Below are 24,334 nucleotides of genomic sequence, written 5' to 3' on the forward strand. Positions count from 1 at the left end.
ACCTCCCTCGGAGCGGGCTGTGTCTCGACCTTCCCGCGCGGCGGAGGGGACCGCAACGCGGGAGTGTCTCCTCAGTGCGAGTGCTCCGCCAGCCGGTCGAGAAACGCCGCTTGTGCCTTGACGATCACGGTGCGGGCCCGGTCCAGGCCGAACCAGGCCACCCGGTCCAGTTCGGGGAACTCCGCCAGCCGTCCGGACCTCGGCGGCCACTCCATCCGGAACGTGCCGGGCGTGATCGTCGCCGGGTCGAGGTCGGCCCGGACCGCCCAGGCCGTGACGATCTTGCCGCCTGCCTGCCGGACCTCGCCGAGGTCGATGGCCTCCCCGTCGGGCGGGGGCAGGCCCAGTTCCTCCTGGAACTCGCGGCGGGCGGCCTCCCAGGCGGGCTCGTCCGGCTCGTACTCGCCCTTGATCACGGTCCATGCCCCGGCGTCGCGACGGGCGAAGAACGGGCCGCCCATATGGCCGAGCAGCACCTCGATGCCGTCGTCGACGGGGTGGAAGAGCAGCAGGCCGGCGCTGCGGTTCACGGCTTCACCTCAGGGTGCGTGGCGAGCAGCGTCTCGACCGTGTCGGCGTCCTCGGGGCGCTTGTCCTCCCGGTAGCGGACCACCCGGGCGAAGCGGAGGGTGACGCCGGCCGGGTAGCGGGTGGAGCGCTGCAGGCCGTCGTAGGCGATCTCGACGACGAGTTCCGGGCGGACCTTCACCACGTAGTCGTCGGTGTCGACGGCGAGCTGCTGGAGGCGTTCCGTCTGCCAGGTGAGCATCGCGTCGGTCATGCCCTTGAAGGTCTTGCCGAGCATGGCGAGGCCGCCGTCGGCGGTGCGGGCGCCCAGGTGGAGGTTGGAGAGCTTGCCGGTCCGTCTGCCGTGGCCCCACTCGGCGGCCAGGACGACCAGGTCGAGGGTGTGCACGGGCTTGACCTTCAGCCAGGACGCGCCGCGTCGCCCCGCGCTGTAGGAGGCGTCGAGCGCCTTGGCCACGACGCCCTCGTGGCCGCGTTTCAGCGTCTCGGCGAGGAACTCCTCCGCCGTGGGCGTGTCCCCGGACCCGGACACCAGCGCGCGCCGCACCCGCATCGGCTCCGGCACCAGCCGGGCCAGCTCGGCGTGCCGCTCGGCGAAGGGCAGGTCCAGCAGATCGTGCCCGTCGACGGACAGCGCGTCGAAGAAGACGGGGGAGACCGGCACGGCGCGAGCGGCCGTCACCACGTCCGTGCGGGAGCCGACGCGGCCGGCGGTCTCCTGGAACGAGCGGGGGCGCCCGTCCGCGTCGAAGGAGATCACCTCGCCGTCCAGGATGAACCGTTCGCCCCGCAACTCCAGCGCGGCGGCCGTCACTTCGGGCAGGCGGTCGGTGATGTCGTCGAGGGTGCGGGTGTAGAGCCGCACGGTGCCACCGTCCCGGTGCACCTGGACGCGGATGCCGTCCAGCTTCTCCTCCACCGCGCAGGCGCCCAGCTTGTCGACCGCTTCGGCCACCGAGGAGGCGCTGTGCGCGAGCATCGGCCAGACCGGACGGCCGACGGTGAGGCGGAACCGGTCGAGGGCGGCGGGGCCGTCCGCGAGCAGGGCCTGCGCGACTGTCTGGAGGGAACCCGCGAGCATCACCGCCCGCCGCACGTCCGCGGCCGGCGCCCCGGTCGCCTGGGCCAGCCCTTCCACCGCGACCGCGTCCAGGGCGCCCTGGCGGACCTCGCCGGTGAGCAGCCCGAGCAGGAACCGCTGTTCGTCCTCGGTGGCCGCGCCCATCAACTCCCCGAGGAGCCGGGTCCGTTCCGCTTGGGAGCCCGGTCCGGACACCTTGGCGAGTTCCGCCAGCCGGGCGTCCACCTCCCGCACGGTCAGGGCCGGCTCGGAGGCCGGCGCGACCGGGCGGCTCAGCACCTTCCAGCCGACGCCGATCCGGCCCTGCGGCAACCGTCCCGCCAGATACGGGATGACGATGGGCACGTCCTCCGCCTCGGCGTCCCGGAAGAGCTCCGCGAGCAGGGCCGTCTTGCGGGTCCGCGCCGAGGTGGCGGCGACCTCCTGGGACACTCGGGCCAGCCGGTGCAGCAGCATGCAGCCATGGTGCACCGGAGGCGGGGCCTCTACACCTGGGCGGCCGCGTCGAGGTCGGTCATCAGCAGGTCCCCGACGATCGCCGACGCCGCCCGGTATCCGCCGCTCGCCGCGTGCACGACCTGCTCGGCGAAGCCGATCGCGTTGCCCGCGGCCCACACGCCCGGCACGGTCGTCAGCCCGGTCGGATCGACCACCGGATACACGCCGAACGGCGTCTCGTGCAGCTCGGCGCCCAGCCGCTCCAGCAGGCCGGTCCGCGGAACGGCCCGAGGGGCGAGGAACAGCACCGAGCGGGGGTGCGTCGTACCGTCGGCGAGCCGGACGCCGGTGAGCCGGTCGTCCTCGACCACCAGCCCCGCGACCTCCCCGGGCACCACCTCCACCCCGGCCGCCGCGAGCCGCCGCAGATCCTCGTCCGGCAGTTCGTCCTCGGCAACCGTGTGCAGGAAGAACCGCACGTCCTTCGACCACTGGGACACCATCAGGGCCTGGTGCACACTCGCCGCGGTGGTGGCCAGCACCCCGAACGGCTGGTCGCGCACCTCCCAGCCGTGGCAGAACGGGCAGTGCAGCACGTCCCGGCCGAACCGCTCGGCGACCCCGGCGACGGCGGGCAGCTCGTCCTTGAGCCCGGTCGCCACGACCAGCCGCCGGGCCCGCACGGTCCGGCCGCCTGCCAGCACGACGGTGAAGCCCTCACTCCGTGCCGCGGTGAAGCGCTCGCCCCGTGCCGCGGTGAAGTCCTCGTCCCGCACCCCGGTGGAGTCCTCGCCTCGCACCCCGGAGAGGTCGTCGTCCCGCGTCACCTCCACGACCCGGTCCCGCACCAGCTCCACGCCGTAGCGCGCGATCTCCTCGCGGCCGGCTGTCAGGAACTCGGCGGGCGGCATTCCGTCCCGGGTCAGGTAGCCCTGCATGTGCGCGGCGGGCGCGTTGCGCGGCTCGCCCGCGTCGACCACCAGCGCGCGGTGCCGGGCCCGCCCCAGCACCAGCGCGGCGGACAGGCCCGCCGCACCCCCGCCGATGACCACCACTGCGTACTTCTCGGTCATGTGACCACCTCCGCTGCCGAGCGTCGCCCGGCCCTGCGGGATTGACAAACAACCTTGCCGAATCTGCAATACGGCCATGACGACGGACGAGGTACTCGCGGGCGTGGGCCCCCGGCTGCGGCAGATGCGCAAGGAACGGGAGGTGACCCTGGCGGCGCTGTCCGAGATCACCGGCATCTCCGTCAGCACCCTGTCGCGGCTGGAGTCCGGCCTGCGTAAACCCAGTCTGGGACTGCTGCTGCCCATCGCGCGCGCCCACCGGGTGGCGCTGGACGAGCTGGTCGGGGCTCCGCCGGCCGGTGATCCCCGGGTGCGGTCCGAGCCGATCGTGATGGGCGGCCGCACCCACTGGCCGCTCACCCGTCAGCCAGGCGGTCTGCAGGCCTACAAGGTCCTCGAACCGAAGCGCAGGCAGGAGCCGGATCCCCGGACGCACGAGGGCTACGAGTGGCTGTACGTGCTGTCCGGGAGGCTGCGCCTGGTGCTGGGCGAGCACGACGTGGTGCTCACGGCGGGTGAGGCCGCCGAGTTCGACACCCGTGTGCCGCACTGGTTCGGGTCGACGGGGGAGGGGCCCGTGGAGTTCCTCAGCCTGTTCGGGCCGCAGGGTGAGCGGATGCATGTGCGGGCCCGGCCCAAGGGCGCGTGAGCCGGCGTGACCCAAGCGCGTGAGCCGGTGTGCCCCACTGGCGCGTGAGCCGGTGTGCCCACGGGTGAAGCCGCCGCGCGGGACTTTGCCCGGAGACTGTTCCCTGATCGGCAAGCGACCGCTTAGTATGCGAAGCGACCCCGGTCAGACGAAGCAGTCCCCCGTGGAGGCCCCGCATGCAGGCATGGCAAGTGCACGAGAACGGCGAGCCGGGCGAGGTGATGCGGCTCCAGGACGTCGAGCCGCCCACCCCCGGCGACGGCCAGGTCCTGCTGAAGGTGCGCGCGGCCAACATCAACTTCCCGGACGCCCTGCTCTGCCGCGGCCAGTACCAGGTCAGGCCGCCGCTGCCGTTCACCCCGGGCGTGGAGATCTGCGGCGAGACCGAGGACGGCCGCCGGGTGATCGCCAACCCGGCGCTGCCCCACGGAGGCTTCGCCGAGTACGCCGTCGCGGACGCCGCGGCGCTCCTGCCCGCGCCGGACGCCCTCGACGACGCCGAGGCCGCGGCCTTGCACATCGGCTACCAGACCGGCTGGTTCGGTCTGCACCGCCGGGCCGGTCTGGAGGCCGGCGAGACCCTGCTCGTCCACGCTGCCGCTGGAGGGGTCGGCAGCGCGGCCGTGCAGCTCGGGAAGGCCGCCGGCGCCACCGTCATCGGTGTCGTCGGCGGCTCCGGGAAGGCGGCCGTCGCCCGCGAGCTGGGCTGTGACGTCGTGATCGACCGGCGCTCCGAGGACGTCGTCGCCGCGGTCAAGGAGGCCACCGGCGGCCGGGGCGCCGACGTGATCTACGACCCGGTCGGCGGCGAGGCCTACGCACAGTCCGCCAAGGTCGTCGCCTTCGAGGGGCGGATCGTCGTCGTCGGCTTCGCGAGCGGCACGATCCCCAGCCCCGGCCTGAACCACGCCCTCGTGAAGAACTACTCGATCCTCGGCCTGCACTGGGGCCTGTACAACACCAAGAACCCCAAGCTCGTCCAGCACTGCCACGAGCAGCTGACCGAGCTGGCCGCCCGGGGCGCGATCAAGCCGCTGGTGAGCGAACGCGTGCCGCTCGGCGGGGCGGCGGACGCCGTGCAGAAGGTGGCGGACGGTGTGACCACCGGCCGCATCGCGGTCGTCACGGAGGAGGCGGCATGACCGACGCCGAGGAACTGCGCAACCGTACCCGGGAGTTGCTGGAGACCCACCCGCCGGCCTCCACCGACCGACTGGACTTCCTGCGGGCCCGCTTCGACGCCGGACTCGCCTGGGTGCACTACCCCGAGGGCCTCGGCGGACTCGGCACCCCCCGCTCCCTCCAGGCCGTCGTGGACGCCGAGCTGGAGGCCGCCGGGGCGCCCGACAACGACCCGCGGCGCATCGGCATCGGCCTCGGCATGGCCGCGCCGACGATCCTCCAGTACGGCACCGAGGAGCAGAAGCGGCGCTACCTCCGGCCGCTGTGGACCGGCGAGGAGGTCTGGTGCCAGCTGTTCAGCGAGCCGGGCGCCGGGTCCGACCTCGCCGCGCTGGGCACCCGGGCCGTGCGTGAGGACGACGGCTGGCTGGTCAACGGGCAGAAGGTCTGGACGTCCAGTGCCCATGTGGCCCGCTGGGCGATCCTCATCGCCCGCACCGACCCGGAGGTGCCCAAGCACCGGGGCATCACCTACTTCGTGTGCGACATGACCGACCCGGGCGTCGAGGTGCGGCCGCTGCGGCAGATCACCGGCGAGGCCGAGTTCAACGAGGTGTTCCTCACCGACGTCCGCATCCCGGACTCGCGACGCCTCGGCGCGGTCGGCGACGGCTGGAAGGTCGCGCAGACCACCCTGAACAACGAGCGCGTGGCCATCGGCGGCATGCGACTGCCCCGCGAGGGCGGCATGATCGGCCCGATCTCGAAGACCTGGCGCGAGCGGCCCGAGCTGCGCACGCACGACCTGCACCAGCGGCTGCTGAAGCTCTGGGTGGAGTCGGAGGTCTCGCGCCTCACCGCGGAGCGGCTGCGTCAGCAGCTCGTCGCGGGCCAGCCCGGCCCCGAGGGCGCCGGCATGAAGCTGGCCTTCGCCCGCCTCAACCAGGAGATCAGCGGCCTGGAGGTGGAACTCCTCGGCGAGGAGGGCCTGCTCTACGACGACTGGACCATGCGGCGTCCCGAGCTCGTCGACTTCACCGGCCGCGACGCCGGCTACCGCTACCTGCGCTCCAAGGGCAACAGCATCGAGGGCGGGACCAGCGAGGTCCTGCTGAACATCGTCGCCGAGCGGGTTCTCGGCCTGCCCGCCGAACCGCGCACCGACAAGGACGTCGCCTGGAAGGACCTCGCCCGATGAGTGACCTGTTGTACTCGGAAGAGGAAGAGGCGCTGCGCGCCGCCGTGCGCGACCTGCTGACCGACCACTGCGACGCGCCCGGCGTCATCGCCCGCACCGAGTCGGACACCCCGCACCACCTGGCCCTGTGGAAGGCCCTCACCGACGGCATGGGCCTGGCCGGCCTGCTGGTGCCCGAGGAACTCGACGGCCAGGGTGCCACCCACCGTGAAGCCGCCGTGGTGCTGGAGGAACTGGGGCGCGCGGTCGCGCCCGTGCCGTACCTGACGAGCGCGGTCGTCGCCACCGAGGCCCTGCTGGCCTGCGGCACCGACGACTTGCTGCGCGACCTCGCGACCGGCACGGCGATCGGCGCCCTCGCGGTCGCCCTCGACGTCGCGCCCGGCGCCGCCTGCAAGGTGGTCCGGCACGAGGACGGGCTGCTGCGCGGCGAACTGACCGGGATCGCGGACGCGGCCGTCGCGAACGTGCTGCTCGTGCCGGCCGACGACGGCGGTCTGTACGCGGTCGACGCCACCGCCGCGACCATCACGCCCCGGACCTCCCTGGACCTGACCCGGCCGCTCGCGACCGTCACCCTCGACGGGGTGCCGGGCCGCCTGCTGGGCGACGCCGAGCCCGCCGTACGCCGCGCCCTGCGCGCAGGCGCCGGACTGCTCGCCTCCGAGCAGTTCGGCCTGGCCGAGTGGACGCTGACGGAGACCGTCCGCTACCTGAAGGAGCGCAAGCAGTTCAACCGGCCCGTCGGCGGCTTCCAGGCCATCAAGCACCGGCTCGCCCAGCTGTGGCTGGAGGTAGTCAACACCCGCGCGGCCGCCCGCAACGCCGCCGACGCCCTGGCGCACGGCGAGGACGTCGACGTGGCCGTCGCCGTCGCCCAGGCGTACGCGGCACCGGTGGCCGTGCACGCCGCCGAGGAGGCGGTGCAACTGCACGCCGGCATCGGCATGACCTGGGAGCACCCGGCGCACCTCTACCTCAAGCGCGCCAAGGCCGACTCGATCGCCTACGGCACGCCGGGCGCCCACCGGGAAGCCCTCGCCGCACTGGTCGGCCTCCAGGCCCCCTGACGCCCCTCCCGACTCCGGGAACTCCAGGGGGAGAACCCCGCGAAGGCCCGTCCCGCCAGGGGCGGGCCTTCGCGTGCCCCGGCCGGCAGCAGCCGGCGCTGCACCCGCGGCCGGCCCGGCGAAGTGAACCCCTGGCGGCAGTCCGGCCAACTCCGGCCTCAAGCCTGCTCCTTGAGTCTGCCGGGACCCATACTCACAGGGTTCCCGTACGGCATCTCCAGGGAGGCAGAGCATGGCCCTCACCACCCGTCGCACGGCCCTCACCACCCTCGGCGCGGCCCTGGCGGGCTCGCTCGCCCTGCCCGCCACCCCCGCACCGGCGAGCGAACGCACACACCGCCGCCGCCCGTTGTGGCGCGCCCACGCCCACAACGACTACGAGCACCCCCGCCCGCTGTTCGACGCCCTCGACCACCGCTTCGGCAGCGTGGAAGCCGACATCCACCTCGTGGGCGACCAGCTCCTCGTCGCGCACGGCCCCGAGGACCTCGACCCCTCCCGCACCCTCGAGTCCCTCTACCTCGCCCCGCTCGCCGCCCGCGTCCGGGCCCACCACGGCTCGGTGTACCGGGGGCACCGCGGATCGCTGCAACTGCTCATCGACATCAAGACCGAGGGCGCCTCGACATACCGCGCACTCGACCGCCGGCTCCGGCGCCACCGGCACCTGTTCACCACATACGCCCACGGCCGCGTCCACCGCGGTCCGGTCACCGCCGTGATCTCCGGCGACCGCGCGGCCCGCGCGCCCATGGAGACCCAGACCGTCCGGCGCGCCTTCTACGACGGCCGCCTCGCCGACCTCGGCAGCCCGGCGCCCGCCTCCTTCATCCCGCTGATCAGCGACAACTGGACGCTGAACTTCACCTGGCAGGGCGTGGGCCCGTTCCCCGGCACCGAGCGCCAGAAGCTGCACGGCATCACCGAGGCCGCCCACGAGCGAGGGCAGCGGGTGCGGTTCTGGGCCACCCCGGACCTGGCCGGACCCGCCCGCGACGCGGTATGGGGCGAACTGCTCGCCGCCGGCGTCGACCACCTCAACACCGACGACCTCGCCGGCCTGGAGGCGTTCCTCGACGCCCGGCGGTCGGCTTAGGGCGCAAGCAGGACACCACACGTTCGGCGGACACGTCAGCCGCCCGGACGAACCCTCCGCTACGCCACACTTGCGGCCGAACGCCGTGAACCGGACGTGACGGCGTGGCGGAGGAGTTGACGATGGCCATTTCCATCTCTGTGGTGCTGCTGCTCGCGATCCTTGCGGTGATCTTCCTGCGCAACGGCGGGCTGAAGGTCTCCCACGCGCTGGTCTGCCTGCTGCTCGGCTTCTATCTCGCCAGCACCAGCATCGCCCCCACCATCCACAGCGGCATCACGGCGACGGCGGAGATCGTCAGCGGTCTGCGGCCCTGAGCTCACCCCGAGAACACGCCGATGCCGTTCGCGACAAGGCGCTCGGCGCCACCGCTGGGATGGTTGCGCACCGAGACCGTGCCCGCGCCCGGCTTCCGCGCGACCAGCGTCGACGATCCGCCGCCGTCCAGGCTGAATCCGTCCTGTGCGCCCAGATTCCGCAGGGTGGCGGCGACTTCGGCGATCGTCAGACCGCTGCGGTAGGCGGCGGCGCCGTCCAGTGCGAGCAGCAGCAGACGGCGCCCGTCGTCGGCGATCCCGACGGCCGTACGGACGGCCGAGGCCGTGTCGTCGAGCCCCGGCAGCGGCTGCCCGCCCGAGAGCACCGGGTAGCCGCCCAGGGCGAGCCGGTACGCGACGCCGTCCGCCGCCACGAGGCTGTGCTCGACCTCGACCGGTTCACCCGTGGAGAACTTGCGCAGCTGCTGGGCGCCCGCCTCCCGGCCGACCAGCACGGTCGTCCCCTCGGCGATCGGGCCGCTGCCCGGAGTGCCGGCGGCCGAGACGACCTTGCCGTCGCGGACCGTCACCTCGTAGGTGTCGGTGCTGCACGGGGCGGCGCGGTCCGTGTCCGTGCCGCAGGTCGCGCGCACCCGCGACACGCTGCCCCACTCGGCGGTGAACGCACCTACCGACCCCACCGGCAGCGCGTACTGATTGAGGCCGCCGAGCGGCAGCTGCGCCTCGGCCGTACTGACCGAGCCGGCCAGCGCCAGCCGGTCCAGCCGCGCCCGCCGGTCGGCGCCGACGCCGAAGACGTCCTCGGTGGTCGTGCCGGGTGGCAGCTCCGGCCCGAAACGCTGCCCCTTCGGCACGGCCGCCTTGAGCGTCCGTCCGTCCGCGATCGCCGGGCCCACACTCGCGCCGGTCGCCTCCACGCCCGGATGCTGCGTCTCGGTGATGTTGAAGAAGTCGCCGTTGACACCGGCGACCGCGCCCTGGGTGTCCGCCATCGCCGAGACCCGCGCGCGTGCGGCCACGGCCCCCGGGTACAGCAGGTCGACCCGTACCTGCGGGTTGCCCAGGTCGACCCTCAGCACATGTGCGTGCGTCACCCCCCGTGCCGCCTGGATGTCGAACTCCTCGTACGTCACGCCCGGCGCGACCCGTCCGCCCTTCTGGACGGCGCCGGCCGGAGCCGCCCCGGCCAGTCCCGCACCGACCAGCGCGCCGAACGCCGTGAGGAACGCCAGTACCGCTCTGCCTGCTCTCCGTCGCCCGCGACGACCTGCCACCGTGCCCCCTGATGCCTCGTCAACTGTCGGGACCCTCAGAGGCAGTGCACCAGACACCGGGGTCCGGCAGGGTTGCTGAGCGCGCACTACGCGGGAACGGCTGAAAAAACGCACCCCTCTGGGTGCTTCAGCTGTCACCCGTTCCGGTGTCGAACGGTGTGACATGCGCCGGTGAGCGGTCGATCGGCACCCCGGGACGCCACACGTGCGCGGGCGTGTGGTCGATCGGCAGACCGGGCCGCCACAGGGTGAGCGCCTGCGCGCTGCACACGAACAGCTGCTCCGGCAGCCGGTCCAGGGCGAACCACCGCCAGCGGCCCACGCTCTCCCCGGGCTGGTCCGACGGCTCCCCCCGCCAGACGGTGACCCGGGCGGCCACGGTCATCCGCACGACACCTCCCGCGGCGTCCAGCAGCGTCCCGAGCAGCCGGACGTCCTCGGGCCGGGCCACGAGCCCCGTCTCCTCACCGAGCTCGCGCACGGCCGTCTCCTGCAACGACTCCCCGGGCTCCACCGTCCCGCCGGGCAGCTCCCACGTCCCGCGCCGGTGCCGGCCCAGCAGCAGCCCGCGCGGCCCGTACAGAACGGCGCCCACGCCGAGCGCGGCGTGCGCGGGCGGCGGCCTGTCGACGCGTGGCCGGGAGGACACCCGGACGGGCCGGGTCACCCGGAAGAGCCGGTAGGAGGCCCTGTTGCCCTCCTCCGGGGCGTCGAGGACGTCGATCCCCTCCACCCGCAGCCCGTGCTCGGCCAGCAGCTCCGTCCAGAGCTCCGGGGTGAGCACCCACATGTGGACGGTGGCCTCACCGCCGTCCGCGAGCCGCAGGATCTCCGGCCGGGCGGCGACCCGGTCCGACGGCCCGTCACCCCGGCTGTTGGTGTGCAGCACCGTGAAACAGAACCTGCCACCCGGCTTGAGCGCTCCCGCGAGGGCGGGCAGCAGCCGGTGCGGGTCGAGGTACGGGACGGCGTTGACGGAGTAGACGACGTCATACGGCTCGGCCGTGAGCAGGTGCTCCACCGCGTCGGTGAGAGACAGCCGCAGCCCGGGCAGTGAGCCGTAGCGGGCACGGGCCCGCTCGTACTGGCCGGCCGAGGCGTCGACCGCGTCCACCAGCGCCCCGTGGGCCCTCACCAGATGGGCGGCGTGCCGGGCCGGACCGCAGCCGAGGTCCAGCACCCGCCGGCCCGTCAGCTCCCCGAGAACCTCGCTTCCGGGCCCGCCGCCCGCGAACCCCCAGTCGATCCTGGCCGCCTCGGGCAGCACCGTGCCCCGGCGCAGATGGTGCGCTCCGTACGCGTCCCACGCCTCGGCGTTGACCGCCTCCGGTTCTCCTCCCAAGGCTCAGCCGCCCGCCACCGCGTCACGCGGCAGCACCGTGACCCGGTGGAAGTTGCACCCGGCGGGCCGCGGTCCGTCGTCATCGGCCGGCGGGGCCTGGTGAGCCTTCAGGGCGATGCTCGTCAGACTCAGCAGCAGATCGACGTCCGCCTCGCAGTCGAGGTGGACCGTCACCCAGCCCGATCCGGACAGCAGGCGGATCGCGCTCGAACCGGCGAGGTCGTAGTGAAAGCGCTGTATGGCCCGGCGGGTGAGGTGGAGGTCGACGTCACGTGCGGAGTGGAAGTGGACTATCTCGTCACGGACGCAACGCAGCGCCCTTCCGGTACCGCAACTCGCCGGGCCCGCCTTGAGGTCGGGCCAGGCCTGCAGGCGCTCCATGGCGCGCTGGGCCAGAGTCATGACCCCATCGTCGCCTGCTCACCGGTCCGCAACCAGAGGTTGAGCGATTTGTAACCGGGACGTGAGGTGGACGGCCGGGGGAGCGTCCGGCATTTCGGGCGGACTCGACGAGCCCGGCCCTCATGCCGACTTGACGAGTCTGAGGTAGCGCTTCCAGTCCCAGTGCCGGCCCGGGTCGGTGTGGTCGCTGCCCGGGACCTCATGATGGCCGATGATGTGCGCGCGGTTCCTCGGGATGCCGTGCCTCCTGCAGATCGCGGCTGTCAACCGGGCCGAGCGCTCGTACATGACGTCGGTGAAGTATCCGGGCCGGTCCACCCAGCCCTCGTGCTCGATGCCGATGCTGCGCGTGTTGTAGCGCCAGTTGCCGGCGTGCCAGGCGATGTCGGACTCGCGCACGCACTGTGCGACCCGCCCGTCGGAGGAACGCACCACGTAGTGCGCGGACACCTTGTTCCCGGGATTGCGGAAGACGGACAGGGTGCCGGAGTAGGTGGTCTGCGCCACATGGATGATCACGTAGCGCGGCGGATGGGCACGTGGGCGGTTGCACGGCGTGTAGTTGCCGCGGCTCGCCGGTCGCCACGCCGCACCTGGGTGATCGACGACCTGGGGCCGGGCGCCGGCCCGGGGGCCGGTGAGCAGGCCGGACGGGACGGCGGCGAGGGCGGCGCCCGCCAGGATGCCTCGCCTGCTGGAGAAAAGGGTGCTCTGTGACATGGGTGGGTGCCTTCCGGGCTCGGCAGGAGGGTGTCTCTCGCGCACCTGCGCGGAGCTGCGGCCGTTGCGACCGCGGCCTGCGTGAATCAAGCTACGACGGCCGTCGGCCGGCCCGGGGAGAGCGACTGGATTCGGTGGACGGGCCCCCTGTTGTGGACAACTCCCTCACCCGTTCGGCTGCTCAGGGCAGGGGAGTAGTGCCCGAGGCCGGTGGCGACCGCGCCGTTTCAGGCCTGTCCGGCGAACGCCGCCGGGTCGTCCAGCACCGCCCGGATCACCGAATGGGCGGCCCCCAGCAGCGGCCCCTGAGGGCCCAGCCGCGACACCGACACGGGGCAGGCGGGGCCTGCCGTCCGGCGCGCGAGTTCGTCCTGGAGCGAGGGCAGCAGCCAGGGCGCCAGAGCGGACAGTTCGCCGCCCAGGACCACGCTCTGAGGGTCGAGCAGGTTGACCGCCCCGGTCAGGGCCACGCCCAGCGCCGTACCCGCGTCGCGCAGGGCACGTCGTACGTCCTCGTCGCCCTGCGCGGCCCGCCCCGCGAGCAGCCCGACCCTGTCCTCGTCGGGCTCCAGACCCGCCGCACGCAGCACGGCCTCCTCGCCGGCGTACTGCTCCAGACAGCCCCGCCCGCCGCAGGCGCACTCCGGACCGTCCGGCCGGACCGGCACGTGCCCCAACTCGCCCGCGAAACCACGCGTCCCCCGCAGCAGCCCGCCGTCCACCACGACCGCCGCGCCGATACCGATCTCCGCCGAGACGTGCAGGAAGTCGCGAGGGGTGCCGTCACCGAGCCAGAGTTCGGCGAGGGCACCGAAGTTGGCCTCGTTGTCCACGGTCAGCGCAGTGTCCGCGGGCAGCAGCGGGGCGAGGTCGGCGTCGTGCCAGCCGAGGTTCGGGGCGCGCACGACCGTCCGGGCGTCGCGCGCCACCAGACCCGGCACCGCCACGGCGAGTCCGGCCGGATACAGGCCCTCGCCCTCCGCCTCGTCGACGACCTGCCGGATCAGGTCGGTGAGCTCCGCGAGCACGGGCCGAGGGGAGCGGCCGCGGTTCGCTCCCTGCCGTATCGCACGTGACCGGGTCGTGCCGCGCAGGTCGACGGCACAGACCGCGAGATGGTCGACGCCCACCTCCGCGCCGATGCCGGCCGGACCGCGTCCGCTCACGGCGAGCGCGGAACCGGGCCGTCCCACACGGCCGGGCCGCTCGGGCCCCAGCTCTTCGAGGAGCCCCGAGCGGATGAGCTCGTCGACGAGCGTCGAGACCGCGGCCCGGGTCAGACCGATCCTCGAGGCCACGGCGGCCCGGGACAGTGGCCCCTCGGCACGGACGGTGTGCAGCACACGGGCGAGGTTGCGGCGGCGCATGCCCTGCTGGGTGTCGGGCAGTGCCCGTCCCGGTCCGGCGGGACGGGCCTCGTGCAGCGGTGCGGTCATGCCTGACGCCAGTCCTCAGTGGGTGTCCGTGGGCCGCTCCAGCAGCGGAGCCGCGTCGGAGAGTACCCCGGCGATCCTGGCCAGCGTCTCCTCGTCCCGGTCGACGGCGTCGAGCACCGGCCCGGCCGCCGTGTCCCAGCGGCGTGCGACCGCCGACGGATCCTCCCCGGTCAGCAGCCCCGCCGCCTGCGCCGCGGCGCCGAGCGCGACCAGTTCCTTGGCCTCGGGCACCTGCACGGGACGTCCCGAGAGCCTCAGTACGGTCTGCTGCCAGGCCGTGCCGCGGGCGCCGCCGCCGATCAGCAGCAGGGGTTCCGAGCGGTCCGCCTCCTCGTCGAGGACCAGGTCGAGCGCGCCGAGCAGGGAGTGCACGGCACCGTCGTAGGCGGCCTGGAGGAGCTGCCCGCCGGTCGTGTCGTGGCGCAGGCCGTGCAGCAGGCCCGAGGCGTTCGGTAGATTCGGGGTGCGTTCGCCGTCCAGATAGGGCAGCAGGGTCACCGCCGTGCCGGGCTCCACGGCCTCGCGGTCCAGGCCCAGCAGCGCGGCGACGCGGTCGACGGCGAGCGTGCAGTTCAGGGTGCAGGCCAGCGGCAGCCAGTCGCCGCGGGCGTCGGCGAAACCCGCCACCGTGCCGCTCGGGTCGGCGGGCCGGTGCCGGGACACGGCGTACACCGTGCCCGAGGTGCCGAGGCTCATCACCGGCACACCCGGCCGCACCCCGAGGCCCAGTGCCGCGGCGGCGTTGTCGCCGGTCCCGGGCGCGACCAGAGTGCCCTTGGAGAACGGCAGATCGTGGCTGTGCACCGTGCCCGCCACCTCCCCGGGCCGGACCACACGCGGCAGCAGCGCCGGGTCGAGCCCCACGTGCGCCAGGATCTCCTCGTCGTACGCCTCCGTCCCGGAGGCCCACCAGCCGGTCCCGGAGACGTCGCCGCGGTCGGTCGTGCCCTGCCCGGTGAGCCGCTCGGTGAGGTAGTCGTGGGGGAGGCGCACGGCCTTCGTGGCGCGCACCACCTCCGGCTCGTGCTCGGCCAGCCAGGCCCACTTGGTGACCGTGAAAGAGGCGGCGGGGACGCTCCCGGTGCGGTCCGCCCAGAACTTCGCGCCGCCCAGCTCCTCCGTCAGCCGGCGGGCCTGCGGCGCCGAGCGCACGTCGTTCCACAGCAGGGCGGGCCGCACCGGCTCGCCCCGGCCGTCCAGGGTCACGAGGCCGTGCTGCTGCCCGCCGACCGACACCGCCGCGGCCTCGTGAGCCGCCTCCCCGCACTGGCTCAGGGCCTCGCACAGGGCGTCCCACCACTGACGCGGATCGGTCTCGCGTCCGGCTCCCGAGGAGACCGTGTGCGGCGCCTGGCCGCTCGCGACCACCCGGCCGGTGGACGCGTCGACGACCAGTGCCTTGGTGGACTGGGTGGACGAGTCCACGCCGACGACGAGCGGACCCTCGGCTGCTGACATCGGGCTCTCCCTACTGCGTGCGGCACGTGTCTCCGTTCGGAGGCACGTTGTCTCTTCCCAGAGAGGTGCTCGCATACTAATTTGTAAATCGGCATGACGAAATAGCCTCAGCGAGCAAGGAGCCGCGGCATGAGCTTCCAGCCCACCCCCGAGGACAGGTTCACCTTCGGCCTGTGGACCGTCGGCTGGCAGGGACGGGATCCCTTCGGCGACGCCACGCGGCGTGCCCTCGACCCGGTCGAGACGGTGCAGCGCCTGGCCGAGCTGGGCGCCCACGGCGTGACCTTCCACGACGACGACCTGATCCCGTTCGGCTCGGGCGACACCGAGCGCGAGGCGCACATCAAGCGCTTCCGGCAGGCGCTGGACGCCACCGGCATGAAGGTCCCGATGGCCACCACCAACCTCTTCACGCATCCCGTCTTCAAGGACGGCGCGTTCACCGCCAACGACCGCGAGGTGCGCCGCTACGCGCTGCGCAAGACCATCCGCAACATCGACCTCGCGGTCGAGCTCGGCGCCCAGGTGTACGTCGCCTGGGGCGGACGTGAGGGCGCCGAGTCCGGTGCCGCCAAGGACGTCCGCGCGGCCCTGGACCGGATGAAGGAGGCCTTCGACCTGCTCGGCGAGTACGTCACCTCCCAGGGCTACGACCTGCGCTTCGCGATCGAGCCCAAGCCGAACGAGCCGCGCGGTGACATCCTGCTGCCGACCGTCGGCCACGCCCTGGCGTTCATCGAGCGCCTGGAGCGGCCCGAGCTGTACGGCGTGAACCCCGAGGTCGGGCATGAGCAGATGGCCGGGCTGAACTTCCCGCACGGCATCGCGCAGGCACTGTGGGCGGGCAAGCTGTTCCACATCGACCTCAACGGCCAGTCCGGCATCAAGTACGACCAGGACCTGCGCTTCGGCGCCGGCGACCTGCGAGCCGCGTTCTGGCTGGTCGACCTGCTGGAGTCGGCCGGCTACGCCGGACCGCGCCACTTCGACTTCAAGCCCCCGCGGACGGAGGACCTCGACGGCGTGTGGGCCTCGGCGGCCGGCTGCATGCGCAACTACCTCATCCTCAAGGAGCGCGCCGCCGCTTTCCGGGCCGACCCGGACGTACAGCAGGCGCTGCGCGCGGCCCGTCTGGACGAACTGGCCCAGCCCACCGCCGCAGACGGACTTCAGGCGCTGCTCGCCGACCGGTCCGCGTTCGAGACGTTCGACGTGGAGGCGGCCGCCGCGCGCGGCATGGCGTTCGAGCACCTGGACCAGCTGGCGATGGATCACCTCCTGGGGGCGCGGGGCTGAGCCACGCGCGCGTGCGGGCCCGTCGTCCGGTCACTCCGTCCGGGCGACGGGCCCTGTCGTGCCGCGGAATCGTGCGATCCACGCCATGAGTCCGTATCAGCTTCCGTGCGCCCCTCCCGGCGCGAGCGGTGCGCGGCGACGCTGGACGGTATGGCCCTGCCGCCCGTACCGCCCCACCCGCCGGGACCTCCTCGGCGCCGGAATCCGCTGTTCGTCCTGCTCGCCGTGCTCGTGGCCGTGGCAGCCGTGTCGCTCGTGGTGCTCATGGCCTCGGGCCGGGGCGACTCGTCGGACGAGGAGCCACCCGGCGAGAGCACGAGTCGCACACCGGCCCCGTCCCTCGGCCTCCCCACGAAGCTGCCCACCAGGCTGCCGAGCGAGCTGCCGACCAAGTTGCCGTCGGGTTTCCCGACCCGGTTGCCGAGCGAGCTGCCGAGCGGCCTCGAATCGCTGGTCCCGTCCCTGGACCCCGGCCGGCTACTGCCCTGACATCTGTCCCGGTCGCGGTCGTCGGGGCACCGGTCCAGCTCCGCCTCCGGTCAGCCGGGGCTGAGGGTGCCGCGTGCGTACATCAACGTCCCGGTTCCGTACGCGAGATGAGCCGTACCGTCCTTGCCGAACTCCAGGGACGGCCAGCCGTCGCCGGTGGCGACCGGCTGACTGGTCCACCCCGAGGTTCCGCGCCTGGCGAGCACGACCTGACCGTTGTCCAAGTAGGCGATGAACAGGGTCTGGTGCGGGTCGCCCGCGGCAGAGGGGAACCGGGGGCCGTTGGCGTCGTCGCCCTCGGCGACCACTTCGATCCTCGGCTCCGACCCCAACGAACCGGACCAGGCGCGCACGGTGCGTGTCCGGACGTCGGAGTACGCGACGAGCGCCTTGGAGAAGAGGCCTCGGGCCATGGACACGCTCTCGGCGGCGCGCATGTCCGGGTCGATCACATCGTTGACGAAGGTCGGTGGGTCGGGGTTCGCGGCGTCGCTCACCTCTTCCTGCGCCAGCTTCAGCGGTTGCGGGATCACGGGCGACCCGTCGTCGAAGCCTTGAAAGTAGGCGAGCCTGAGCCCGGCACTGCTGTCGAAGGCCAGCGACAGGCCTGTCCTCGCATCGCTCGGTGCGTCGACGTCGCTGATCTGCCAGGATCCGCCGATCTTCCGCGCGACCGCCGCGGAGTCGCCGTTGAACGTGTCGCGGTACCCGACGGTCGGGGTGTCGGCGAAGGGCGGATCGTTCAGGTTCGGCTCGATCTGCATGGAGACGTCGGCGGCGGAGCGCACGATGTGCCCGGCCTGGGTGGGGATCGCCTCAAGTGACCAGCCGTCGTTGCGCCTCGTGCCGAAAATTGCATTGCCGCTGTCGCCGTCCCGGTAGGCGATGTGCGGGACGCCGCCCGAGTCGAAGCCCAGACTGATCCTCACGTCGTCCCCTGCGGGAAAGCCGCCCGTGTTCTCGTGCGTCCAGTGACCGTTCTGCCGACGGGCCACCCTCACGGCGGCGCCGGCCGCGGTGCCGATCACGTAGGCGACGGCGGGCTCCCCGGTGCCGTCCACAGCGAGGAACGACTGCCCCATAACGGCGGAGTCATCGACAGCTTCCAAGGTGAACTGAAGGGCATGGGTGGTCATGACGAAGGCCTCCTTTCCACGCGGGAGAGGTTCGGGTGCGACGCCTCGAAGCGGGCCTTCCATGTCTACCTTCAGGTTACGACGCTCACCGGAGGCCCGCTGACCAGATCACCGCCCGGTACGGGTGTGAGCCCGTTGGTGGGCGCCGCGCCATCACGCGGGCCGGGTGGTGATGGTGCACAGGCGCTTGGTGGCCCGGGTCAGGGCCACGTACAGGTCCCTCTCCCCGCCGGGGCGGGCCGTGATGATCTCCTCGGGGTTCAGGACGACGACCCCGTCGAACTCGAGACCACGTGCTTCGGACGCGGGCACGATGCGTGCGTGGTCGGCGATGCCGTGAGCCGTCAACTGACTCACCCGGGTGTCCGCGCAGATCACTCCCAGGAGTTCGTCCGGCTGCGCGGTGCTCTGGGCGCGCAGTTCCTCCTCGACGGCGGTGACCAGCCCGTCCCCATGCGTGGTCACGGTGCGCGGTCTCTCACCGCTGCGCAGTGACCGTGCGGGCCGCTGGTCCGGAGCGATCCGCGCCAGCAAGTCCCGGACGCTCTCCAGGATCTCCTGCGTAGTGCGGTAACTGACCGTCAGGTCGTGCAGTCGGAACCGCGTCCCGACATGCGGGCTCAGGGCTTGCTTCCAGTCGCGTGCCGTCGTGGCCGGCCCCGACTGGGCGAAGTCACCCACCAGCGTCATCGCTCTCGCCGGGCAGCGGCGGACGATCATCCGCCACTGCATGGAGGTCAGTTCCTGCGCCTCGTCGACGACTACGTGCCCGTACGTCCGCGCGGGCGGGCCGTCGACCAGGCTCGCCGCCTCGTCCAGCAACGGCACGTCCGCATCGGTCCACGGGGCGTCCGGGGCGCGCAGAAGAAGGGATCGCTCCTGCGGGGTCAGGGTCGGCAGGCGCTCGGCCAGGGTGTCGGCATCCGTCAGCAGTGCCTTCACGAGGTTGCCGGGTACCAGCCTCGGCCACAGCTCCTCGACCGCCCGGTCGACACCGGCGTCGTCGAGGAGATCGGCCCCGATGGCGTCCAGGTCCAGCTCGTGGACCGGACCCGGGTCGGCGGCGCCCTCGGCGCGGCGCTGGGCGACCCCCGTGAACCGGTCGAGGTTCAGGCCCGTCATCTGCTCGGCATCGGCGTCGATCTGCTCCAGGAGGTCGCCCATGTCCCGTTGCATCGCGTCGGTGACGGCGTCGACAAGGAGTTCCTTGAACGCCTGGCGCGCGGGGTTGTGGCCGGATGCGGCCGCCAGGGCGGCGGCGCGTGCAGTGGCGACGTCCTTCTCGGACAGGTGGACCAGTTCCCGCCCGACCCGGACGGTGAAGTCACCGGCGGGGGCCTGGTGGTCTCGCAACAGGCCGGCCAGGGCGTCGGCGAATTCCGGGCCGCCCTTGAGGCGCGCCGTGTCGAACGGGTCCACCGCGTCCGGGGACACTCCGGCCAGTTCCTGACAGGTCGCCAGATCGACGTCGTTCTCCCCGAGCGAGGGAAGGACCTGGGAGATGTAGTCGAGGAAACGGGCGTTGGGGCCCACCACGAGGACGCCTTCCTCCGCGGCGCGCGGGAACGCGTACAGGACGTAGGCCGCCCTGTGCAGGGCGACCACGGTCTTGCCGGTGCCGGGCCCGCCCTGCACCACGGTCACCCCGCGGTGGGCGGAGCGGACGATCTCGTCCTGCTCGGCCTGCAGCGTCGCGACGGCCGCGTGCATCCTGCCCGTACGCCGTGCCGACAGAGCCTCGGTCAACGGGCCGTCCCCCACGACGTCTTCGTCGGTCGGGGCGGTCCCGTCGAGCAGTTCGTCGCTCACCGAGACGACCGTGCGATCCTCGAGGCGCAGGTGCCGGCGCCGCCGCAGACCCATCGGGTGCACCGGTGTGGCCTCGTAGAAGGGCCGCGCCGCGTTCGCTCGCCAGTCCACGAGCAGCGGCAGTTCGTCCTCCTCCGTGTGCAGTCCGATCCGCCCGATGCGCAGGGCCGTGCCGTCCGTCCAGTCGATGCGCCCGAAGACCAGCCCCTTCTCGGCGCCTTCCAGCCGGCCGATCTCCTTGGTCAGACGGTCGGCGGCGATCTCTCTCTCGTACGCCTCGCCGGCCCCGTCCGCCGGGGCCTTCAGCACACTCGCCCGGGTCGCTCGCGCCTCGGAAATCCGCTCGGTGAGCAGCTCATGCAATGAGGACACGTAACCTTGCTCCGATTCAACCGCACGCACGGCAGAATCATTTGTGTTCGACAACAAGGGACTCCTTCGATTCGAGCCGCACCGTACGGCCAAAACTCCCCAAAGGTAAGTCTTGACTTACTTGTTGCGTCCATGTCCTTGCGGCTGACCGCACTTCGTTTCATGCGTTCCGTCGTTTCCCTTGAATGCCGGTGATGTTTTCCGGTGCGCGGGAAAGGCTGGGAATCCACGGGAAGGTTTGTGGTCGCGTCACAGGCCGGGGCGGCGCCGGCCGGTATTCCACATGCGGACACCGGCGGGGCCGCCGTGATCCGGTTGCGCGAACGCGGCGAGTTGGGTGATGTGCCCCGTCGTGTGCGGCCCGGATGCCGGACCTCGACGACTCACCATGCCGGACCAGGGTGCCGGGTGATTCTGATGCTCGGCTATGACTCGGTCCTCAAATTTGACTAGTGAGAGCGGAGTCGCCGAGAGTACAGCACTTTCGGTGCACACGGGTATGGCTGTGCTGTGAGCTGAGTCACCATGGAGGTCTCAGGGGTGCGCCGGGGTCGCACCTCAGGGATGTCTCAGGGTCGCGGTCCGGAACCGCCGTGGCAGCGGGTCCGTTTTCGAGACAGAGCGGCAGTGGCCGCGAAGGAGGCGACAGTCATGTCGAAGAACGCCAAGATCGCCGTGGGAGGTGTGGCGGTCGGGCTCATCCTGCTGATCTGGCTGCCCTGGTGGGCATCGCTCCTGATCATCCTGGGAGTCCCGGCCGCCGCCTACCTCACGCTCGACCCGTCGCAGCGGCGCAGGCTGCGCCGCGCCACCCGCAAGGAACTCGGCCGCTGAGGCCACGGCTCCGCACGGCCCGGCCGGGCACCGCGAGGGGCCCGGCCGCACCGGCTCAGTTCGGCCGTACGGCCATCTTGTCCAGCGCCTCCAGGAGACTCGGCAGTTCCGGCCCCCTGCCCACCGGCAGGACCTCACCGGGCTCCTCGTCGAGCAGCACGAACGCGATGTCGTCGGTCCGCGCGACCAGCGACCAGCCCGGACCGTCGGCCCGCAGGGTCCGGGCGTCACCCGGCGCGAAGGAGGACCTGACCCGGCCCAGCGGCGGCGGCGAGTCGATGTAGGTGCGGGCCTCCGCGAGAACGCGCCGGATGCCGCTGTGGCCGCTCTGATGCGTGTTCGTCCCGCGCCCGTCCGGTCCGTCGGCCGTCCCGTGCCGGTCAGGTCTGTCGGCCGTCCCGTGCCCGTCCCGTCCGTCGGCCGTCCCGCGCTCGACAGGTCTGTCGGCCGACCCGCTCCCGTCCGGTCCGTCGGCCGCTGCGCCCTCGCCTGCCGGGGCACCCGGGGTCTCGGAGGAATCCGGCGTCCGGAACGCCGTGTCGTCGACCTGCTCCCGCCATGTCGCCCATTGCAGCGCGATCTCGTCCGCGCCCAGACGCCGCTGGGCGGGACCCCAGACGCCGGTGTCCGGCGGGGCCAGCGGGGGCCGGTCATCGGCCTCCGGGCCCGGATCGTGCGGCGCGGGCACTCCGGGGGCCGCGACGGCGACCGCGAGAGGCCACCCGGGCAGGGCCGCGACGACCGTGCGCTCGTCGGGTGACAGCTCGTACTCCATGCCGCAGTCCCAGGACGCGATCGCGACGGCCACCAGCGAGACGTCGTCGATGGCCACCGTCCACCGGGCGCCCTCGCCGTCCTGGCCGAGCACCAGCCCGTACCCGTCGGCGAGCGGCGCGAGACCGAGCGCCGCGCATGCCTCGGGATAGTCGTCGCCCAGCACACTCGGGAACTTCGCCGGCGTCAGCAGCACCGCCGTGAGCACATAGAGCGCATCGTCCGCGGCGGCGACGGCTTCCTCGTCCGTCCCGGCCATCCCAGCCTCCCCATCGGTTCGTCCACCGGCGCGCACCCTAATGCGCCCGCAAGCCCCTTGTCACGGCCTGGCAGGCGCACTCGGAGCTGCAGTTTTCCGGCGGACGGGGCGAATCGGCCGTCCTGGAGGTGCACCTCATGCTCCCGGCAGCCCCAGCAATTCACGGGCCACGGTCTCCGGCGACTGACCGCGCTCACGGGCCAGCGCGACCACGGCCCGGCAGGCCAGCTCGTTCACGCCGAACGACAGAGCCTCCGGCGACACCCAGCCCGCCGCTTCGTCGGCGCGCTCCGGCCGGTTCTCCGCGGAGGCCGTGACATAGGCCGCCGCCGCCTCGAAAAGATTGTGCGGACGCTTGTCCCCACCGGCCTTCGGCTCCGTGCGCAGGACATCGGCGACCCTTCCCCCGGCTTTGCGGAACCTGCCCCACATGCTGACCACCTTCCCCTGTGTCTGCCGTGCGCGGTCGTTCATCTCCCGGTCGTCAACGTAAAGTTACAGAACCTGTGGCAGAAGGGGGACGGAGCGGTGAAGCGCTTCTCACGGCTCGAACAGATCCGGCGGATGGACCCGTACGAGGAGGCCACGGAGATCTACCGGCTCAGCGTCGCCTACGAGTTCCCCTGGGACTTCACGCGCGCCCTGGAGCTGGCCCTGTACCGCACGTACGCCGTCCCCGGCATCGGCAGGCTGCTGGCGCGCACGGCGGAGCTCACGGACCGGACGCAGAAGCGCTACGACGACACCTCGCTGCTGCTGGACACCATCGTCGAGCACGGTTTCGGCGGTGAGCAGGGCAGGACCGCGATCCGCCGCATCAACCAGATGCACCGCAGCTACGACATCAGCGACGACGACATGCGCTACGTGCTCTGCACCTTCGTCGTGATGCCCAAGAGGTGGATCGACGCCTATGGCTGGCGCAGGATGTCACGCCACGAGATCGTCGCCAGTGCGGTCCACCACCGAACCCTGGGCCGGCACATGGGGATCAAGAACATTCCCGAGACCTACGAGGAGTTCGAGAGCTGCCTCGACTCCTACGAGGCCGCCCACTTCGCCTGGGACGAGGACGCCCGGCGCGTCTCGGACGCCACGCTCGACCTGATGGCCTCCTGGTACCCCGGCCCCCTCGCGCCCCTGCTGCGCACCACGACCCTCGCGCTGCTGGACGACTCGCTGCTGCACGCCTTCCGCTACACCCCGCCGAGTGCCACCACGCGAGCGTGGGTGCGGCGCGCCGTCCGGCTCCGTGGCCGGGCCGTCCGCCTGCTGCCGCCCCGGCGCACCCCGCACTTCGCCCGCCAGAACCGGGAGATCAAGGGCTACCCGTACGGCTACCGGGTCGCCGACCTGGGCACCCGCCCGGTCCCGGGCGTCCGGGGCTGCCCGGTGCGGCACACTGCGCCGGACGACCGGGCGGTGTGACACGGAGCCGGACGCCAGGCGGGGTGGCATGCGGCCGGACGAGCGGGCGGGGTGACATGAAGCCGGGGCACAAGGCACGGTGACGCGGTGGCCGGCTCAGTCCTCGCGCACGGCGAGCGCCAGGAAACGGGAGTCCTCGTCGACGTACGACGTCAGGCGCCATCCCGAGCCGGCCAGCAGGGGGCGGAGGTTGGGCTCGGCACGCAGGTCCTCGGGGGTGAGCGGACGGCCGTGGCGTGCCGCGAGCGCCGCCCTGCCGATCGGGTGGAACAGCGCCAGCACCCCACCGGGGCGCACCACACGCGCCAGCTCCCGCAGGTCGTCGGCCGGGCTCCCCAGGTGCGAGACGAGGCCCGCTCCGAACACGGCGTCCAGCGACCGCGAGCGCAGGGGCAGCGCGGCGACGTCCGTGAGCAGCAACTGCCCGTCACGGTCCCGTCCGGCCCGCACGGCCTCCCGCAGCATGGCCGGCGTCAGATCGGCCCCGAGGACCACTCCCGACGGCCCCACGGCGGCCCGCAGGGGCGGCAGGGCGCGCCCGGTGCCGCAGCCCGCGTCCAGCACCCGGTCGCCCGTACGCAGTCCGAGCTCGGCGACCGCGGCCGCGTAGGCCGGGCCGTCGTCGGGGAAACGGCTGTCCCAGTCGGCGGCGCGGGCGGTGAAGAACTCCTGTACACGGGTCTGCTCGTCGCTCATGTACCGCATGATTCCTCACCGGCACGGATGACGCCTCAGTGCACACGTTCGAGCGTGACCCGATCGTTCCGGTACA

The 24,334-nt window shown here is 72.6% G+C and carries 24 protein-coding genes; 10 read left to right on the forward strand and 14 right to left on the reverse strand.

The window, feature by feature from the left end:
* Positions 1–71: 71 nt before the first annotated feature.
* The 3 genes from ACFCXS_RS20575 to ACFCXS_RS20585 are packed head-to-tail and all read right to left on the reverse strand — an operon-like array spanning position 72 to position 3,120.
* Complete coding sequence (locus ACFCXS_RS20575) at positions 72–530, reverse strand: NUDIX domain-containing protein (RefSeq protein WP_376644783.1); 459 nt, start codon at positions 528–530, stop codon at positions 72–74.
* Positions 527–2,065 carry an ATP-dependent DNA ligase gene (locus ACFCXS_RS20580; RefSeq protein WP_376644784.1) on the reverse strand — a complete coding sequence of 513 codons (1,539 nt, stop codon included), beginning with the start codon at positions 2,063–2,065 and terminating at the stop codon, positions 527–529. Before ACFCXS_RS20580 ends, ACFCXS_RS20575 begins: the two co-directional genes overlap by 4 nt.
* A 29-nt stretch (positions 2,066–2,094) precedes the next feature.
* Positions 2,095–3,120, reverse strand: a complete 1,026-nt coding sequence (locus ACFCXS_RS20585; protein ID WP_376644785.1) for an NAD(P)/FAD-dependent oxidoreductase — start codon at positions 3,118–3,120, stop codon at positions 2,095–2,097.
* A gap of 76 nt (positions 3,121–3,196) precedes the next feature.
* Between ACFCXS_RS20585 and ACFCXS_RS20590 the strand changes: the two genes are divergently transcribed.
* The 6 genes from ACFCXS_RS20590 (at position 3,197) to ACFCXS_RS20615 (ending at position 8,572) form a co-directional block, all read left to right on the forward strand.
* A complete protein-coding gene (locus ACFCXS_RS20590) occupies positions 3,197–3,769 on the forward strand; it encodes a helix-turn-helix domain-containing protein (protein ID WP_376644786.1) in 573 nt (190 codons plus the stop codon).
* A 176-nt stretch (positions 3,770–3,945) separates the two neighbouring features.
* Complete coding sequence (locus ACFCXS_RS20595) at positions 3,946–4,911, forward strand: NADPH:quinone oxidoreductase family protein (RefSeq protein ID WP_376644787.1); 966 nt, start codon at positions 3,946–3,948, stop codon at positions 4,909–4,911.
* Positions 4,908–6,089: an acyl-CoA dehydrogenase family protein gene (locus ACFCXS_RS20600; RefSeq protein ID WP_376644788.1), complete on the forward strand. Its 1,182-nt coding sequence runs from the start codon at positions 4,908–4,910 to the stop codon at positions 6,087–6,089. Before ACFCXS_RS20595 ends, ACFCXS_RS20600 begins: the two co-directional genes overlap by 4 nt.
* Complete coding sequence (locus ACFCXS_RS20605) at positions 6,086–7,159, forward strand: acyl-CoA dehydrogenase family protein (protein ID WP_376644789.1); 1,074 nt, start codon at positions 6,086–6,088, stop codon at positions 7,157–7,159. The genes ACFCXS_RS20600 and ACFCXS_RS20605 overlap by 4 nt, the downstream gene beginning before the upstream one ends.
* A gap of 232 nt (positions 7,160–7,391) precedes the next feature.
* On the forward strand, positions 7,392–8,255 hold the full coding sequence (locus ACFCXS_RS20610; protein ID WP_376644790.1) for a phosphatidylinositol-specific phospholipase C/glycerophosphodiester phosphodiesterase family protein: 864 nt from the start codon (positions 7,392–7,394) through the stop codon (positions 8,253–8,255).
* A 122-nt stretch (positions 8,256–8,377) separates the two neighbouring features.
* On the forward strand, positions 8,378–8,572 hold the full coding sequence (locus ACFCXS_RS20615) for a hypothetical protein (protein ID WP_104782004.1): 195 nt from the start codon (positions 8,378–8,380) through the stop codon (positions 8,570–8,572).
* Between the two features lie 2 nt (positions 8,573–8,574).
* On the opposite strand, the gene ACFCXS_RS20620 is transcribed toward ACFCXS_RS20615, so the two are convergent.
* The 6 genes from ACFCXS_RS20620 to xylB all read right to left on the reverse strand — a co-directional run bounded on the left by ACFCXS_RS20620 (position 8,575) and on the right by xylB (position 15,165).
* Positions 8,575–9,807: a phosphodiester glycosidase family protein gene (locus ACFCXS_RS20620; RefSeq protein ID WP_376644791.1), complete on the reverse strand. Its 1,233-nt coding sequence runs from the start codon at positions 9,805–9,807 to the stop codon at positions 8,575–8,577.
* A 127-nt stretch (positions 9,808–9,934) separates the two neighbouring features.
* On the reverse strand, positions 9,935–11,149 hold the full coding sequence (locus tag ACFCXS_RS20625) for an NUDIX domain-containing protein (RefSeq protein ID WP_376644792.1): 1,215 nt from the start codon (positions 11,147–11,149) through the stop codon (positions 9,935–9,937).
* A 3-nt stretch (positions 11,150–11,152) separates the two neighbouring features.
* Positions 11,153–11,551 carry a luciferase family protein gene (locus ACFCXS_RS20630; RefSeq protein ID WP_376644793.1) on the reverse strand — a complete coding sequence of 133 codons (399 nt, stop codon included), beginning with the start codon at positions 11,549–11,551 and terminating at the stop codon, positions 11,153–11,155.
* A 120-nt stretch (positions 11,552–11,671) separates the two neighbouring features.
* Positions 11,672–12,271, reverse strand: coding sequence for an N-acetylmuramoyl-L-alanine amidase (locus ACFCXS_RS20635; RefSeq protein ID WP_376644794.1), 600 nt, complete (start codon positions 12,269–12,271; stop codon positions 11,672–11,674).
* Positions 12,272–12,498: 227 nt separating this feature from the next.
* Complete coding sequence (locus tag ACFCXS_RS20640; RefSeq protein ID WP_376644795.1) at positions 12,499–13,707, reverse strand: ROK family protein; 1,209 nt, start codon at positions 13,705–13,707, stop codon at positions 12,499–12,501.
* A gap of 15 nt (positions 13,708–13,722) precedes the next feature.
* The gene (xylB, locus tag ACFCXS_RS20645; RefSeq protein ID WP_376644796.1) at positions 13,723–15,165 is read right to left on the reverse strand and encodes a xylulokinase; all 1,443 of its coding nucleotides are present in this window, start codon (positions 15,163–15,165) and stop codon (positions 13,723–13,725) included.
* Between the two features lie 129 nt (positions 15,166–15,294).
* Here xylB and xylA point away from each other — a divergent pair, with 129 nt between their 5' ends.
* Together xylA and ACFCXS_RS20655 are read left to right on the forward strand one after the other, a co-directional pair.
* Positions 15,295–16,461 carry a xylose isomerase gene (gene xylA, locus ACFCXS_RS20650; protein ID WP_376644797.1) on the forward strand — a complete coding sequence of 389 codons (1,167 nt, stop codon included), beginning with the start codon at positions 15,295–15,297 and terminating at the stop codon, positions 16,459–16,461.
* 150 nt (positions 16,462–16,611) lie between these two features.
* Positions 16,612–16,950 (forward strand): hypothetical protein, encoded by a 339-nt coding sequence (locus ACFCXS_RS20655; RefSeq protein ID WP_376644798.1) that lies wholly within the window; start codon positions 16,612–16,614, stop codon positions 16,948–16,950.
* Positions 16,951–17,000: 50 nt separating this feature from the next.
* On the opposite strand, the gene ACFCXS_RS20660 is transcribed toward ACFCXS_RS20655, so the two are convergent.
* Positions 17,001–18,086 (reverse strand): hypothetical protein, encoded by a 1,086-nt coding sequence (locus ACFCXS_RS20660; protein ID WP_376644799.1) that lies wholly within the window; start codon positions 18,084–18,086, stop codon positions 17,001–17,003.
* A 153-nt stretch (positions 18,087–18,239) separates the two neighbouring features.
* Positions 18,240–20,267 carry a HelD family protein gene (locus ACFCXS_RS20665; protein WP_376644800.1) on the reverse strand — a complete coding sequence of 676 codons (2,028 nt, stop codon included), beginning with the start codon at positions 20,265–20,267 and terminating at the stop codon, positions 18,240–18,242.
* A gap of 651 nt (positions 20,268–20,918) precedes the next feature.
* Between ACFCXS_RS20665 and ACFCXS_RS20670 the strand changes: the two genes are divergently transcribed.
* Positions 20,919–21,101, forward strand: a complete 183-nt coding sequence (locus tag ACFCXS_RS20670; RefSeq protein WP_102911672.1) for a hypothetical protein — start codon at positions 20,919–20,921, stop codon at positions 21,099–21,101.
* 55 nt (positions 21,102–21,156) lie between these two features.
* Here the strand turns inward: ACFCXS_RS20670 and ACFCXS_RS20675 are convergent, their stop codons facing one another.
* On the reverse strand, positions 21,157–22,134 hold the full coding sequence (locus ACFCXS_RS20675) for a hypothetical protein (protein WP_376644801.1): 978 nt from the start codon (positions 22,132–22,134) through the stop codon (positions 21,157–21,159).
* Between the two features lie 135 nt (positions 22,135–22,269).
* Positions 22,270–22,566 (reverse strand): hypothetical protein, encoded by a 297-nt coding sequence (locus ACFCXS_RS20680; protein WP_376644802.1) that lies wholly within the window; start codon positions 22,564–22,566, stop codon positions 22,270–22,272.
* Between the two features lie 96 nt (positions 22,567–22,662).
* Between ACFCXS_RS20680 and ACFCXS_RS20685 the strand changes: the two genes are divergently transcribed.
* A complete protein-coding gene (locus tag ACFCXS_RS20685) occupies positions 22,663–23,562 on the forward strand; it encodes an oxygenase MpaB family protein (RefSeq protein WP_376644803.1) in 900 nt (299 codons plus the stop codon).
* A 96-nt stretch (positions 23,563–23,658) separates the two neighbouring features.
* Here ACFCXS_RS20685 and ACFCXS_RS20690 read toward each other — a convergent pair whose 3' ends face one another.
* Entirely contained in the window at positions 23,659–24,258 is a 600-nt protein-coding gene (locus ACFCXS_RS20690) for a class I SAM-dependent methyltransferase (protein WP_376644804.1), read from the reverse strand.
* Positions 24,259–24,334 lie beyond the last annotated feature (76 nt).

This window comes from Streptomyces sp. NPDC056373, from assembly GCF_042262425.1.
Classification (GTDB): domain Bacteria; phylum Actinomycetota; class Actinomycetes; order Streptomycetales; family Streptomycetaceae; genus Streptomyces.